The 13,572-nt window shown below is 45.3% G+C and carries 17 protein-coding genes; 7 read left to right on the top strand and 10 right to left on the bottom strand.

All coding sequences use genetic code 11. The features are described 5' to 3' along the window. Window positions 1–27: 27 nt before the first annotated feature. Together sodA and C5I45_RS07530 are read right to left on the bottom strand one after the other, a co-directional pair. Window positions 28–633 (bottom strand): superoxide dismutase SodA, encoded by a 606-nt coding sequence (gene sodA, locus C5I45_RS07535; protein WP_107994308.1) that lies wholly within the window; start codon window positions 631–633, stop codon window positions 28–30. A gap of 166 nt (window positions 634–799) precedes the next feature. Then, window positions 800–1,282, bottom strand: a complete 483-nt coding sequence (locus C5I45_RS07530; protein WP_003153024.1) for a DUF456 domain-containing protein — start codon at window positions 1,280–1,282, stop codon at window positions 800–802. 157 nt (window positions 1,283–1,439) lie between these two features. Between C5I45_RS07530 and C5I45_RS07525 the strand changes: the two genes are divergently transcribed. The 3 genes from C5I45_RS07525 to ispG all read left to right on the top strand — a co-directional run bounded on the left by C5I45_RS07525 (window position 1,440) and on the right by ispG (window position 3,849). Further along, window positions 1,440–2,204: a DUF1189 domain-containing protein gene (locus C5I45_RS07525; RefSeq protein WP_107994307.1), complete on the top strand. Its 765-nt coding sequence runs from the start codon at window positions 1,440–1,442 to the stop codon at window positions 2,202–2,204. Between the two features lie 91 nt (window positions 2,205–2,295). Further along, complete coding sequence (locus tag C5I45_RS07520) at window positions 2,296–2,598, top strand: LysM peptidoglycan-binding domain-containing protein (protein ID WP_003153022.1); 303 nt, start codon at window positions 2,296–2,298, stop codon at window positions 2,596–2,598. Between the two features lie 132 nt (window positions 2,599–2,730). Beyond that, on the top strand, window positions 2,731–3,849 hold the full coding sequence (ispG, locus tag C5I45_RS07515) for a flavodoxin-dependent (E)-4-hydroxy-3-methylbut-2-enyl-diphosphate synthase (RefSeq protein WP_169510269.1): 1,119 nt from the start codon (window positions 2,731–2,733) through the stop codon (window positions 3,847–3,849). A 34-nt stretch (window positions 3,850–3,883) separates the two neighbouring features. Here ispG and C5I45_RS07510 read toward each other — a convergent pair whose 3' ends face one another. After that, window positions 3,884–4,261 carry a DUF308 domain-containing protein gene (locus C5I45_RS07510; protein WP_087920773.1) on the bottom strand — a complete coding sequence of 126 codons (378 nt, stop codon included), beginning with the start codon at window positions 4,259–4,261 and terminating at the stop codon, window positions 3,884–3,886. A gap of 133 nt (window positions 4,262–4,394) precedes the next feature. Here C5I45_RS07510 and C5I45_RS07505 point away from each other — a divergent pair, with 133 nt between their 5' ends. Continuing rightward, entirely contained in the window at window positions 4,395–4,976 is a 582-nt protein-coding gene (locus C5I45_RS07505) for a nucleotidase (RefSeq protein WP_007408297.1), read from the top strand. Between the two features lie 31 nt (window positions 4,977–5,007). On the opposite strand, the gene C5I45_RS07500 is transcribed toward C5I45_RS07505, so the two are convergent. Together C5I45_RS07500 and C5I45_RS07495 are read right to left on the bottom strand one after the other, a co-directional pair. Next, window positions 5,008–5,418, bottom strand: coding sequence for a zinc uptake transcriptional repressor Zur (locus tag C5I45_RS07500; protein ID WP_003153018.1), 411 nt, complete (start codon window positions 5,416–5,418; stop codon window positions 5,008–5,010). Window positions 5,419–5,541: 123 nt separating this feature from the next. Then, complete coding sequence (locus tag C5I45_RS07495; RefSeq protein ID WP_107994306.1) at window positions 5,542–6,423, bottom strand: YitT family protein; 882 nt, start codon at window positions 6,421–6,423, stop codon at window positions 5,542–5,544. A gap of 118 nt (window positions 6,424–6,541) precedes the next feature. On the opposite strand from C5I45_RS07495, the gene C5I45_RS07490 reads away from it, so the two are divergent. Then, on the top strand, window positions 6,542–6,796 hold the full coding sequence (locus C5I45_RS07490) for a DUF2624 domain-containing protein (RefSeq protein ID WP_003153013.1): 255 nt from the start codon (window positions 6,542–6,544) through the stop codon (window positions 6,794–6,796). Between the two features lie 28 nt (window positions 6,797–6,824). Here the strand turns inward: C5I45_RS07490 and C5I45_RS07485 are convergent, their stop codons facing one another. Further along, window positions 6,825–7,718, bottom strand: coding sequence for a deoxyribonuclease IV (locus C5I45_RS07485; protein ID WP_063174749.1), 894 nt, complete (start codon window positions 7,716–7,718; stop codon window positions 6,825–6,827). A 10-nt stretch (window positions 7,719–7,728) separates the two neighbouring features. Beyond that, entirely contained in the window at window positions 7,729–9,045 is a 1,317-nt protein-coding gene (locus tag C5I45_RS07480; RefSeq protein ID WP_003153010.1) for a DEAD/DEAH box helicase, read from the bottom strand. 165 nt (window positions 9,046–9,210) lie between these two features. Here C5I45_RS07480 and vrrA point away from each other — a divergent pair, with 165 nt between their 5' ends. Both vrrA and C5I45_RS07470 read left to right on the top strand, forming a co-directional pair. Next, entirely contained in the window at window positions 9,211–9,906 is a 696-nt protein-coding gene (gene vrrA / locus C5I45_RS07475) for a VrrA/YqfQ family protein (RefSeq protein WP_025852949.1), read from the top strand. 122 nt (window positions 9,907–10,028) lie between these two features. Next, on the top strand, window positions 10,029–10,973 hold the full coding sequence (locus C5I45_RS07470) for a 4-hydroxy-3-methylbut-2-enyl diphosphate reductase (protein WP_003153006.1): 945 nt from the start codon (window positions 10,029–10,031) through the stop codon (window positions 10,971–10,973). A 20-nt stretch (window positions 10,974–10,993) separates the two neighbouring features. Here C5I45_RS07470 and C5I45_RS07465 read toward each other — a convergent pair whose 3' ends face one another. The 3 genes from C5I45_RS07465 to cccA all read right to left on the bottom strand — a co-directional run bounded on the left by C5I45_RS07465 (window position 10,994) and on the right by cccA (window position 13,300). Then, complete coding sequence (locus C5I45_RS07465) at window positions 10,994–12,115, bottom strand: Nif3-like dinuclear metal center hexameric protein (RefSeq protein ID WP_024085615.1); 1,122 nt, start codon at window positions 12,113–12,115, stop codon at window positions 10,994–10,996. Further along, window positions 12,108–12,812 (bottom strand): tRNA (adenine(22)-N(1))-methyltransferase, encoded by a 705-nt coding sequence (locus C5I45_RS07460; protein ID WP_032856945.1) that lies wholly within the window; start codon window positions 12,810–12,812, stop codon window positions 12,108–12,110. The genes C5I45_RS07465 and C5I45_RS07460 overlap by 8 nt, the downstream gene beginning before the upstream one ends. A gap of 125 nt (window positions 12,813–12,937) precedes the next feature. Then, the gene (gene cccA, locus C5I45_RS07455) at window positions 12,938–13,300 is read right to left on the bottom strand and encodes a cytochrome c550 (RefSeq protein ID WP_025852954.1); all 363 of its coding nucleotides are present in this window, start codon (window positions 13,298–13,300) and stop codon (window positions 12,938–12,940) included. Between the last annotated feature and the right edge of the window lie 272 nt (window positions 13,301–13,572).

The following is a 13,572-nucleotide window of genomic DNA, read 5'->3' as shown; positions in this document are numbered from 1 at the left end:
GCGGGAGACCTTGTTTGATCGAACTATTTATTTTGCTTCGCTGTAAAGACGGGCAACTTCATCCCAGTTCACAACATTCCAGAAAGCTGAAATGTAATCAGGACGGCGGTTTTGGTAGTTCAGGTAGTACGCATGCTCCCAAACATCAAGACCGAGGACAGGTGTTTTACCCTCTGAAAGCGGTGAATCTTGGTTTGGCGTGCTTGTAATTTCAAGTTTGCCGTTGTTTACAACAAGCCAAGCCCAGCCTGAACCGAAACGGCCGGCAGCTGCTCCGGCGAATTTTTCTTTAAATTGATCGAAGCTTCCGAACGTGTTTTTGATCTCTTCAGCAAGCTCACCAGTCGGTTCGCCTCCGCCGTTCGGAGATAAAAGAGTCCAGAATAAAGAGTGGTTGGCATGTCCGCCGCCATTGTTGCGGACAGCTGTGCGGATGTCCTCCGGCACTGCGTTCAAATCAGCAACAAGCTCATCTACAGATTTCTCTGCAAGCGCTGATCCTTCGATCGCTTTGTTGAGGTTTGTCACGTATGTGTTATGGTGCTTCGTATGATGAATCGTCATCGTTTCCTTATCGATATGAGGTTCTAAAGCATCATAAGCGTAAGGCAATTCTGGAAGTTTGTAAGCCATAATTTTTTTCCTCCTTTAAATATATGTACTGAAATGCCGCTTAACGCGAACTTTTCTAATCTCAATGTAACAAAAGAAAGCATGGTAATCAATGAAAAAGCTCACAATCCGGCGATTCCAGCAGACATATTACACTTTATCCGTTCCCTGCCGAAATTAAACCTTTCTAAAGCACCGTCCATAAGAAATATCCGATCATAAAGAGCTGAATGACGCCTTTTGCCGCCACGCTTGTTAAAAAACCGATTAACGAGCCGAGCCCCACTTTTGCCGCGGACTTGATATCCTTTTGATGAACAAACACCTCAGCGCAGACAGCACCGATAAACGGCCCTAATATAATGCCTGCCACGGGAATAACGAAGGGCCCGATCAATAATCCGATCGTGCTTCCCCAGATTGCCGCCCTGCTTCCTCCGTACCTTTTAACGCCAAGTAAATTTGACACATAATCAGCTGCGAATAAAACGGCCGCAAATACCGCCTCAATGAGCCAAAACAGGTAGGAATAAGGACTGAAGGAAAACATAAACCCGTAGAGAAGAAAACCGGCCACAATAAAAATAACGCTTGGAATCACCGGATATACAAGCCCGATAAAAGCAATGACGAAGACCGCAATGATAATCAGCCAATACAAAACACTCATGACAAAAACACCCTCCTTTGTTTTGCGGGCGATCACCGCTTCCCGCTTTATCTTATATGTATGATTCCTTATCACCGCTTTAAATACTCTCACTTGTGTTCATCCCCTGTGAACGATACAATAAGCAACATATACCAGTTTAGGCTAGGAAGTGAAGATGTTGAACATATTTACGGCTTTATTGAAAAGTACATACTCTCCGGCAGATATTGCAAAAACACGGTTTCAGGGGATAGGAAAAGCGATCCTTTATGTATTTTTGCTGTCTGTCCTTTTTACGCTGCCAAGCGCTTATTACCTTTGCTCCGGCACCGTAAACTCAATGAACGGTTTCAAAACCGTGTTAAAGAAAGATTTCCCTGATTTCAGCATTTCAAACGGAGAATTGCAGACGAAAGCGTCCGCCTCTAAGGAAACGGAAGCGAACGGGTTCGTCATCGTCTTTGATCCCACAGATGCTTACGGCGCGAAACAAATAGCGGCGAAACAAAATGCGATCGGCATTTTGAAAAATAAAATGGTGCTTGCTGTAGACGGACAAGCGACAGAAATGAATTATTCGCTGATGCCTGCCGATATCACAAAAAAAGAAATCATATCAGCATTAAACCAAAATAAAACAATGATCGTCACCGTCCTGTCCGTTTTGCTGTTCATCATGACAGCGGCAGGCAAATTCATTGAAGTATCATTTCTCGCCGTCATCGGCCTGATATTGAAAAATGCGCAAAGAAAGACATTGAATTACCAGCAGCTCTGGAAGCTTTCGGCTTATTCCATTACACTTTCGACCGTATTCTTTACGATCATGCGCGCGCTTGTTATTACGGTGCCGAGTGAATTTTTAGTGAATTGGTTTGTAAACTTTATCATCCTTTTCCTCGTCTTAAAAGAGATACCGCGATGTAAAACAGATGTATAACAAAGACTGCCCCCGGCGGTCTTCTTTTTTGTCATGAACAAAATGGGACAAGCATACAATGAAGTAAAAATGTATGCGGGAGGCGGTTGGAATGAAGCGGCTTACTTTTGTATTCGGCAGTTTATTTGTGATATTCATTATCTTTTACGATCTTAAAATCGGCACGATCCCTTCTCAAGACCTTCCAGCATACGCAGCGGCGGCACAGCCAGCCCAACAGGAAGCTTCATACAGAACGGTTACGGTCAAAAAAGGCGATACGGTGATGTCGATAGTCGGCGCACATAAAGCGCCAGATGATATTGCACAAGATTTTGAAGCGCTGAATCCGAATGTAAAAGCAAACGCCATTCAGGCAGGCACCGCTTATAAATTCCCCGTCTACCGCAATTAAACGTTAATTTCTTGTCAGTTCGGCAAATACACTGTTACAATATAACATGTAAATAGAAGTTGCCTGACATGTAAAAGGCTCAGCCTGCAAAAGCGGTAACTACAATTAAGGAGCGATTGACAAGTGAGTGAAATCACACATCGTACAAAAACGCGTCCCGTCAAAGTGGGACCTTTAACAATAGGCGGAAATAACGAAGTCGTCATTCAGAGTATGACGACGACCAAAACACACGACGTAGAAGCAACAGTTGCGGAAATCAACCGTTTAGCCGAAGCCGGCTGCCAAATTGTCCGGGTGGCATGTCCGGACGAACGCGCCGCTAACGCGATTGCCGACATCAAAAAACAAATTTCCATCCCTCTCGTTGTCGATATTCATTTTGACTACAAGCTTGCATTAAAAGCAATTGAGGGCGGGGCCGACAAAATCAGAATCAATCCGGGAAACATCGGCCGTCGCGAAAAAGTGGAAGCCGTCGTAAAAGCGGCGAAAGAAAAAGGAATTCCGATCCGGATCGGCGTAAACGCGGGATCTTTGGAAAAGCGCATTTTAGAAAAATACGGCTATCCGACTGCTGACGGAATGGTTGAGAGTGCGCTTCATCATATCAAAATCCTGGAAGACCTTGACTTTCATGACATCATCGTCAGTATGAAAGCGTCTGACGTCAACCTCGCCATAGAAGCATACGAAAAAGCGTCAAAAGCATTTGATTATCCGCTTCACCTCGGAATTACAGAATCGGGCACGCTGTTTGCCGGAACGGTAAAAAGCGCGGCCGGACTCGGAGCGATTTTAAGCAAAGGAATCGGTAACACGCTCCGGATCTCTCTGAGCGCCGATCCTGTTGAAGAAGTAAAAGTAGCCAGAGAACTGCTGAAATCATTCGGTCTTGCTTCAAACGCGGCTACGCTTATTTCATGCCCGACATGCGGACGGATCGAAATTGATCTCATCAGCATCGCAAATGAAGTGGAAGAATACATTTCTAAAGTCAAAGCGCCGATTAAAGTAGCGGTTCTCGGATGTGCCGTTAACGGACCGGGCGAAGCAAGAGAAGCTGATATCGGGATTGCCGGCGCACGCGGCGAAGGACTTCTTTTCCGCAAAGGCCAAATCGTCCGCAAAGTCCCTGAAGAAACAATGGTCGAAGAGCTGAAAAAAGAAATCGACAAGCTGGCAGAAGAACACTATGCAAAGCTTGAAGCGGAAAAAGCAAAAGCAGAACAAGAAACACAAAAAGCTTGACGGATATTCCGCCAAGCTTTTTTTTTGCGTTGTGTTAAAAAAACGGTGTAATGAAGATGCCAAGCACAAGGGAAACAATACCGATTCCCATCGCCCATCCGCCTAAAGCGCCTGCTCCTCTTCTTCTGGCGATATAGCCGACGATAATGCCGCATGCCCCTAATAAAACAGGGAGCACAAACAGGGAAATGATAGAAATAGCCAATGCTGCATACCCTATCCCCCGGCCTTCACTTACTCCGTCCCGATTATCATCACGGTCTGCTGCCCGGTCAGAAGCACGATATGGCTCTGAGATTTCGGCCGCTGTTTCTTCTGAATAAACATCACGCGTGATATCGGTTCCTTCCGATCCATGATCCACGTAATAGTCGTTGCCTTTTCGATTTTCGTAATCGTATGCCACCTTCAATTCCCCCTTTTTCTTTTATGAAAGGAGCTTTTTTAGTTTCCGCGTTTTTTACGGATTCATGTTTGCTAAACTTTTCTGGTATTGTTAATTGTTTATGTTACACTTGAAGGGATGAATCTATAGGAGTGTGGACATGTTACGGTTAGGTATAGATATTGACGGCACAGTTACGGCACAGGATACATTTGTCCCTTATTTAAACCGCTCATTTCATCTTTCCATTACCTTGGATGATATGACTGATTATGATCTGACGAAGCTTTTGAACATTACAGACGAGGAATTTTGGGAATGGATGAACGTTCATGAAGCAGCCATATATAAAGAAGCGAAGCTCGCGGAATTTGCCAAGCAGGCACTGGACGGACTGAAAGAAGAGCACCGTCTTATCTACATTACGGCAAGACGCGGCCACTTAGAAGATGTTACGCTGGACTGGTTTGCAAACCGGGACATTCATTACGATCACATTGAGCTTGTCGGAGGCCATCACAAAGTGGAAGCTGTCAAAAAACACGGCATTGATTTATTTTTCGAAGATCACCACGGCAACGCGACAATGATCGCAAAAGAAGCAGGCATTCCGGTTATCCTTTTTAACTCCCCATATAATCAGCTCCCCATCGATTCCAATATTATCAGGGTGCAGAATTGGCTTGAAGCCGTCGCCTGGATTAATAAAAACAAACACAGCTTTCAGCATGTTAAAAGCTGAAAAAAACCTCCTGTATATAGCAGGAGGTTTTTTATCGGCACGCCGGACAGGTGCCGTAAATTTCAAACTTATGGCCGCTGATTTCATACCCTTCCAAATCATCGTGCAGCTTATCCATCGGACAGGACTCAATTTCCTTCGTTTTCCCGCAGGTTAAACAGATAAAATGGTGATGATGATGGGTATAAGAGCATGTAAAACGGAACAGTTTTTCTCCGGAAAGCTCCGTCGTTTCCAAAATGCCGAGTTCTTCATATAACGAAAGATTTCGGTATATGGTATCAAAACTCAGACCCGGATAGTCGTCATTTAATGCGGCAAGCACGTTTTTGGCGGTCAGATATTTATCAGAATCAGCAAAAAGCTGCAGCATGTCTTCTCGCTTACTCGTATATTTATACCCTTTTTCTTTCAGCAGGTTCAACGCTTCTTGTACGTTCATGAGGACCTCCCCTTTACAACACGGTATCGCTCCAAAAAGAAAATGGCAGCTGTCTGAACAGCAGGCCATTTTCTTATGATGTATCAAATTATACCTATAAAATGATGAAAAGTAAATGAAAGCCTAGTGAATCGCGGTTTTGAACTTACCGCCCCTCGTTTCATGGGTATTCATGATCGTAATAAAGGCGTTTTTATCAATTTCAAACACAATGGATTTCAATTTAGTCACTTCAAGCCTTGTCACGACCGCGTAAATGACTTCTTTGGATTCATCCGTATATCCGCCTTTTCCCTGAAGCTTGGTGGTTCCCCTTCCAAGCCGATGCAAGATTGCGTCTGAAATTTCGCCATACTGATCTGCCACAATAATGACCGCTTTTGTTTCATCAAGCCCCTGGATGACGGCGTCAATCGTTTTCATGGCAATATAATAAGTCATGAAAGAATACATCGCCTGCTCCGGACCGAACACAAAACCGGCCCAAATAAAAATAAACACATTGATGAGCATAACGAATTCTCCGACTGAGAAGGGCAGCTTTTTTGTGAGAAGGATACCGAGTATTTCAGTACCGTCCATCGAGCCTCCGTTTCGGATGACAAGGCCTACCCCGAAACCGAGCAAAAGCCCGCCGAATACCGTCGCCAAAATAGGCTGGGTCGTAATGGCCTCCACATGGTGCAAGGAGGATTCAATCAGCGCTAAACCGACAATTCCGATAACAGTAGAGATGAGAAATGTTTTTCCGATATATTTATATCCGAAAATCATAAATGGAATGTTGAGTAACACAACGAATAAGGCGAAATTGAGGAGGGGATTGGACATAAAGAGGTGGTCTAAAATTAATGAAACACCGATAATGCCTCCGTCGATAAAATTATTAGGGACCAGAAACAATTCAATACTTACAGCGGCTGAACCCGCCCCGATCAGAATCATAATGACCCTGAAGATAAAGTGTAAAAATGACTCTCTTTTATGCTGTTTATTTGGGGTCATAAAATCTCCTTTCCTGTAATAACTATTTTAAACAGTAAGCAACTTCATTTTACCATTAAAAGCCGTAACATTTTAATGATTTGCTCAATACATTATGTCTAAAGAGGTGAAAGTATCGATGATTTTAATACAAAGAATTATTTTGCAGCGGCTCAATCAAGTCACTGCGGACGATCTTCTGAAATATTCCAAGCAATACGGGATCAGCATTACGAGAAGTCAAGCGGCTGAGGTAGCGGCTCTGATGCACGGAAAAAACATCAATATTTTTGATGAACAGGAGCGGCTTCGCCTGCTGAAAAAAGTGGAAACGATAACCTCAAAAGAAACGGCTCGGAAAGTTGACGAACTTTTCAATCAATTCTCGGGGTAAAAAAGGAGGGGCAATTCCCCCTCCTTTTTTATTGAGCTGATATTTTTTCAAGAAGCTCCTGATCAAACTGCTTTTCTTTCAGCATTTCGATTTCAAAACGGTACGGCGGCTTCTTATTTTTCTTGTCTTCGCCTACATACGGTGTTTCGAGGATTTTCGGAATATCGGCAAGCTGCTCGTGATGAACGATGTACTGCAGAGCGTCAAAACCGATCTCTCCGAACCCGATATTTTCATGGCGGTCTTTCCGGGCGCCTTTAATATTTTTACTGTCATTCACATGAAGGACTTTTATCCGATCGATGCCGACGATTTTATCAAACTCGTTAAGAACACCGTCAAAATCATTGGCGACATCATACCCGGCGTCATGGGTGTGGCAAGTGTCAAAGCAGACGGATAGATGTTCATTATGCGTAACCCCCGAAATGATCTCGGCCAGCTCTTCAAAGCTTCTTCCGCATTCTGATCCTTTGCCCGCCATTGTCTCCAGCGCAATCTGCACGTTTTGACCGGGAACAATCACTTCGTTTAGCCCTTCAATGATTTTTTTGATGCCCGTCTCAGCCCCGGCTCCGACATGCGCTCCCGGATGAAGTACGATCTGTTTCGCGCCGATCGCTGCCGTTCTTTCAATTTCAGAACGCAGAAAATCAACACCCAGCTCAAACGTTGCCGGATTTGTCGTATTTCCGATGTTAATGATGTACGGCGCATGCACGACAACCTCATCGATGCCGTTTTCCTTCATATGGGCGCGGCCCGCTTCGATATTCAAGTCTTCAATTTTTTTGCGGCGCGTGTTTTGGGGAGCGCCCGTATAGATCATAAATGTATTCGCCCCGTACGAAACAGCTTCCTTGCTTGCGGCAAGGAGCATATGTTTTCCGCTCATTGAGACGTGTGAACCTATTTTCAGCAACCCGAGTCCCCTACTTTCCTTTGTTAGATTTGTTTCTTCTCTGCTTTCTTTTTATCTTTTCCATTTCGTAGCTCATTTTCTTTTTATAGCCCGGCTTCACTTTTTTCGGTTTTTTCACGAGGCGCTTCGCCATTTGGTCGGCCTCATTCTCCGATTTTTTGCGTTTTTTGCGGCGGTGGCGGTCATCGCCTTTCTTCCATTCGCCGTTTACAAGCTCCGCATAGTCAAACACAATACCCATCTTTTCGAGTCTTACGAGCGCATCTTCGTCAGAAAGCTCATAAATGGTCAGTGCTTGGCCTGATGAACCGGCGCGTGCGGTTCTCCCGACGCGGTGAACATAAAAATCCAGATCGTCCGGAAGCTCATAGTTGATGACATGGCTTACGCCTTTAATGTCAATTCCTCTTGCCGCAAGGTCTGTCGCAATGACATAAGTGAATTCCAGATCATTAATCTGCTTCATTACCTTCTTACGCTCACGCGGCGTTAATCCCCCATGCAGAAGACCGATCCTCATGCCCTTTTCAGTCAGGTATTTCGCAATATGGTCAGCCGTGTTTTTCGTATTGGCAAACACAATGCCCAGATAAGGATTCAGATGAGACATCATATCAAAAAGCAGCTTGTCTTTATCACGCTGTTTAGAAGGAACCAAAACATGTTCAATCTTTTCGGCTGTGATTCTTTTCGGCTCAACATGCGCGTACTTCGGATTTTCCATATACTTTTTCAAAAACGGCTTCAGCTTTTCCGGAATCGTAGCTGAGAACACAAGCATCTGAAGTTCTTCCGGCATCCGCGATCCGATATAATCAACATCTTCTAAAAAGCCCATGTCAAGCATCAGATCTGCTTCGTCAATGACGAGAGACTGCGCTTTATAGACGTTCAATGCCTGCGCCTTAATCAGATCCGCGATCCGGCCCGGCGTTCCGACGACGAGATGAGGCTGTGTTTTCAGCTTATCAATTGATTTTTGCTTGTCCGTCCCTCCGATGAAACATTTTGTCCGGATCGGCTCATCTTCCGCACCCTGTGTGATTTTGAGCGCTTCCTGATGAATCTGATTGGCAAGCTCTCTCGTCGGCGCCGTGATAACAGCCTGCACCGTATCAGAACCCGGATCAATCCGATTCAAAATTGGCAATAAATAGGCGTGGGTTTTCCCCGTCCCCGTCTGGGACTGCCCGATCACGCTTTCGTTTTTCAGCACGGCGGGTATCAGCCGCTTTTGAATATCTGTCGGTTCATAAAAACCAAGGCGGTGAACTGCATCTATAATAAACGGTTTTAAGTTGTATCCATCAAATTTAGTTTCTTTCATTTTTCCCAGCTCCTTAAAGCGGCACATTCTGTGTCCATCATCACATTATAACCGATTTTACTTAAAAACACCATGTCTTGGGGGAATCCTGTTTTCGAGACAGAAAAGCAAATGCCCCCTCCGATGCATATTGTAATAGCAGAGAGACAGAAAGGAGGTACAAGTATGTTTCCACAGCAGCCGATGAGAAATATGGCGCAGCAGGGCCGGCCGTTGATGAATCCGCGTATGATGATGGGAGGAAGACCGTCATTGCCGGGCCGGCAGCTGATGCAGCAGGGCCGGCAGCTTTTCCCTCAGCAGCAGATTGCCGGAGCGGGCCTGAGAAACGCAGGCACGGGCGGCGGAGGGGGCTTAAAAGGGATGCTTTCCCGTTTTTTACCCGGTTCAGGAGGAGGAAGCGCTGCCGCGTCGGCACCGGCGGCGGCCAGCGGAGGAGCAGGTGCAGGACTGCAGGGAATACAGAACCTGGCAAGTCCGGCATCCCTGTCGAGCATGCTCGGCAACGTTCAGAAGGTGCTCGGCGTGGCGCAGCAGGTTACACCGATGATTCAGCAGTACGGTCCTTTAGTACGGAGTCTGCCCGCCATGATGAAGCTTTACAGCCAATTAAGCAGCAGCGATGATGAGAATGAATCTGACGAGACAAAAGAAACAAACGAACAGGATAAAAAGGATGAAGCTGAAAAAACAGATGAAACAGAAGATGAAAACAAATCAGACGCCTCATCCAACACATCAAAGAAGACGTCTGAAAAAGCATCCGCTTCAAAAGAAAAAGACGCCGCACAGGCAGACTCAGCGGAACAGCCGCGTCCAAAAAGAACATCGGGCAGATCAAAGCCGAAATTATATATTTAACATTCTTTGATATCTCACGAAAGATTAGCTATAATGAGATCAGAAGAATGCAAGATTTGAGCCGTTTAACTACGGCTTTTTATATTGCCTCTACACTCACTTTTGATAGGAGGACATCTACATTGGACGTTATCAAAATATCGCCGCGCGGCTACTGTTACGGCGTTGTTGATGCCATGGTCATAGCCAAAAACGCGTCACTCGATAAAACACTGCCAAGACCTATATATATACTCGGAATGATTGTTCATAATAAGCATGTCACAGATGCGTTTGAGGAAGACGGCATTTACACGCTTGACGGCACAAACCGTCTGGAGATTTTAAAGCAGGTGGAAAAAGGAACCGTTATTTTCACGGCTCACGGGGTATCTCCGGAAGTAAGAAAAGCCGCTGAGGAAAAAGGGCTTGTTACGATTGATGCCACATGCCCGGACGTCACGAAAACACATGACTTAATCCGAAAAGTAAAAGCTGAAGGCTATCATGTCATATACATCGGCAAAAAAGGCCACCCCGAGCCTGAAGGAGCCGTCGGCGTCGCTCCTGAAATCGTTCATCTCGTTGAAACAGAAGAAGACGTCAGAAATCTCGATATTCAGGCTGAGAAATTAATTGTTACAAACCAAACGACAATGTCCCAGTGGGACGTCCACGATATTATGGAATCAGTCAAAGAAAAGTACCCGCACGTGGAATACCATCAGGAAATCTGCCTGGCCACACAGGTTCGTCAAGAAGCTGTATCAGAGCAGGCAAAAAAAGCGGACTTAACCATTGTTGTCGGCGATCCGAAAAGCAATAACTCCAACAGGCTGGCTCAAGTGTCAGAAGAAATCGCCGGAACAAAAGCCTACCGAATCGGAGACATCAGTGAACTGAAGCTCGAATGGCTGAAAGACGTCAATACCGTCGCCGTTACCGCAGGCGCATCAACACCGACACCGATTACAAAAGAAGTCATCCGCTTTTTAGAACAGTTTGACCACAACGATGAATCGACATGGCAGCTTGAACACAGTGTGCCGCTCAAAAAAATTCTTCCGAAAGTAAAAATAAAAAACTGAGGCCCGGGGCCTCAGTTTTTTTATAAGAAGGTAAATGGGTTTGTATCTGTTTCGGAAGCGAAAATGCGCACGTCATAGTTTTTCTCTCCGGCCATTGCCGTAAGCTTCTCAGCCGTGCCTTTTCTCATGATCTTTTCAGCATAATGCCCCGGGTCCACGACGTTTAATCCCATCATCATCGCATCATGCGCTACATGAAAATAAAGGTCGCCCGTCACGTAAACATCTGCACCTTTCCGCTTTGCCTGATAAATATATTTATTTCCGTCGCCGCCAAGAACCGCGACCTTTTTCACCTTGCTGTTTCGCTCTCCGACCATCCGGACTCCGTTAACGTCAAACTTTTCTTTCACAAACAGAGCAAACTCTTCAAGCGTCATGTCCTGCTGAAGTTTTCCGATCCGGCCGAGGCCTTTTTCAAGCGGAGACTGCTCCACCGGATAAATATCATATGCCACCTCTTCATACGGATGGCTTTTTTTCAGCGCTTTTACGACGGTTTTCTCCATACTTGCCGGAAAAACGGTCTCAAGTCTCACTTCATGGACGAGTTCCAGCTCTCCCGTCTGTCCGATAAACGGGTCTGCCCCGTCCAGCGGCTTAAAGCTCCCGATTCCCTCAGAAGAGAACGCGCAATGGCTGTAATTGCCGATATGTCCCGCTCCGGCGTTGCCGAGTGCGGTTCTTACAGCTTCTTCATAGTCTTTCGGAACATATACGGCAAGTTTTTTCATCGGGTCCGAATATGTCGGGACGAGCACTTCAGTGTCTGTCAGGCCGAGAGCTTCGGCAAGCAGATCGTTAACACCGCCGTCCGCTACATCAAGATTCGTATGAGCCGCATATACGGCAATATCATGCTTTATACATTTCTCAATCAGTCTTCCGCCCGGCTGATCAGTGGTGATCTGTTTAAGCGGCCGAAAAATCGGCGGATGGTGGGCGATAATTAAGTCAACTTTTTTCTCAATGGCTTCATCTACCGTTTGTTCCAAAACATCCAGTGTCACCATGACATTTTTCACCGGCTTATTCAATGTACCGATCTGCAGTCCGATTTTATCTCCTTCCACCGCATAAGCCTTCGGTGAAAATTGTTCAAACAGCTGGATGATTTCCTGTCCGTTCACATGTTTAGGCATGTCCGATTACCTCCTTCAGCAGAGAAATCCGCTCTTTCAATTCAGCTAATTTTTCATGATTTTCATACTTTGCGCTGCGGCTGATCTGTTCATAAATTTGTTCAGTATGCTTAAGTTCCTGGCTCCATTTCCGAAGAAACACTTCATTCCTCTCTTTTAATAAAAACGGACCCGCAAGCATTCCGGCAGCCATCGGCACGTCCCGATAAGGCGCATCACGGTCGCCAGTTTCCGCAACGAGGATTTCATAACACTTTCCGTCTTCTTCGAGAATCACTTCATCAAGCAGTTCATAGCCTTCCTGATACAGCCACTCTCTTATATGAACGGCATGAATATTCGGCTGCAGAATCAGCCGTTCACGCCCTGTCAATTTCGTTTTTCCCGACTCCAAAATATGAGCGATCAGCGCTCCGCCCATGCCAGCGATCGTAATGGCGCCGGCTTCTCCTTTTTCAAGGACGCTCAGCCCGTCACCTTTCCTTACGGAGATAAGAGTGCTTAAGTCCAGTTTTTCCACCTGCTGTTTGGCGGATAGAAACGGTCCGTCTGTAATTTCACCGGCGATTGCCCGGCTTGCCAAATGATTCAAAACGGCATAGCAAGGAAGATACGCGTGGTCTGACCCGATATCAGCAACCAGGGCACCCGGAGGGATATATTCCGCCACAGACTGCAATCTTTTCGATAACTTCATTTCATTCACAATATCACAACTTTTCTCAGGTTCTTTTTCCTTTACTATCATATAAAAAAACCGCCCGGAATCCAAGCGGCGGATAGAGTTTTTCATATGTCTTTTATATAGGGACCGGTAAAGCTTTATTTAATGTCAGAAACCCATTTTGCCATGTCATCCAGCTTTTCGGCCGGCACAAGGCCCGAGGGCATCCCGTTGCCGCCTTTTTCAATTTTTGTTTTAATCTCAGCGACATCTTTTCTTTTGCCGACGCCTTTTAAGTTCGGCCCTGACACACCTTCATAGTTTTCTCCGTGACAGGTGATGCAGTTCGCTTTATAAATCTCTTCAGGTGAAGCGTTTGCAGTTTCCTTCTCGGCATTTTTGCTTTCACCGCCGCTTGCGATCTGATGCGCATCTCCATTGCCTTTTACAGCTAAAAAGAAAGTCAGCCCTATTCCCAGCACTGCAATGAGCAAAAAAGGAATCAGCGGATTCCACTTCATATCTCCATCCCCCTTTTTCATTCTCCCCCTATGTAAACACTTCTAATTCTAACTTATTTTTACAAAAAGTAAATGGTCTTGCTCAGCAATTTTATTGATTTCACAATTTATACAAAAAGCAAAAATAACTGTTTTGCTTACCACAAAATTATCTTTATTCTATTGTATAATGAATTGTATACGCTTACAATAAAGAATATAAATAAACTTGTCTCATTTTCCCCCTTTCAGGACATGCCGCATTTTTTCCAAACTCATTTGCAAAACATATG

It is taken from the genome of Bacillus sp. ZY-1-1, from assembly GCF_003047165.1.
Classification (GTDB): domain Bacteria; phylum Bacillota; class Bacilli; order Bacillales; family Bacillaceae; genus Bacillus; species Bacillus velezensis.
Note: the sequence above shows the minus strand (reverse complement) of the source record. Positions and strands in the feature narration are given on the sequence as shown.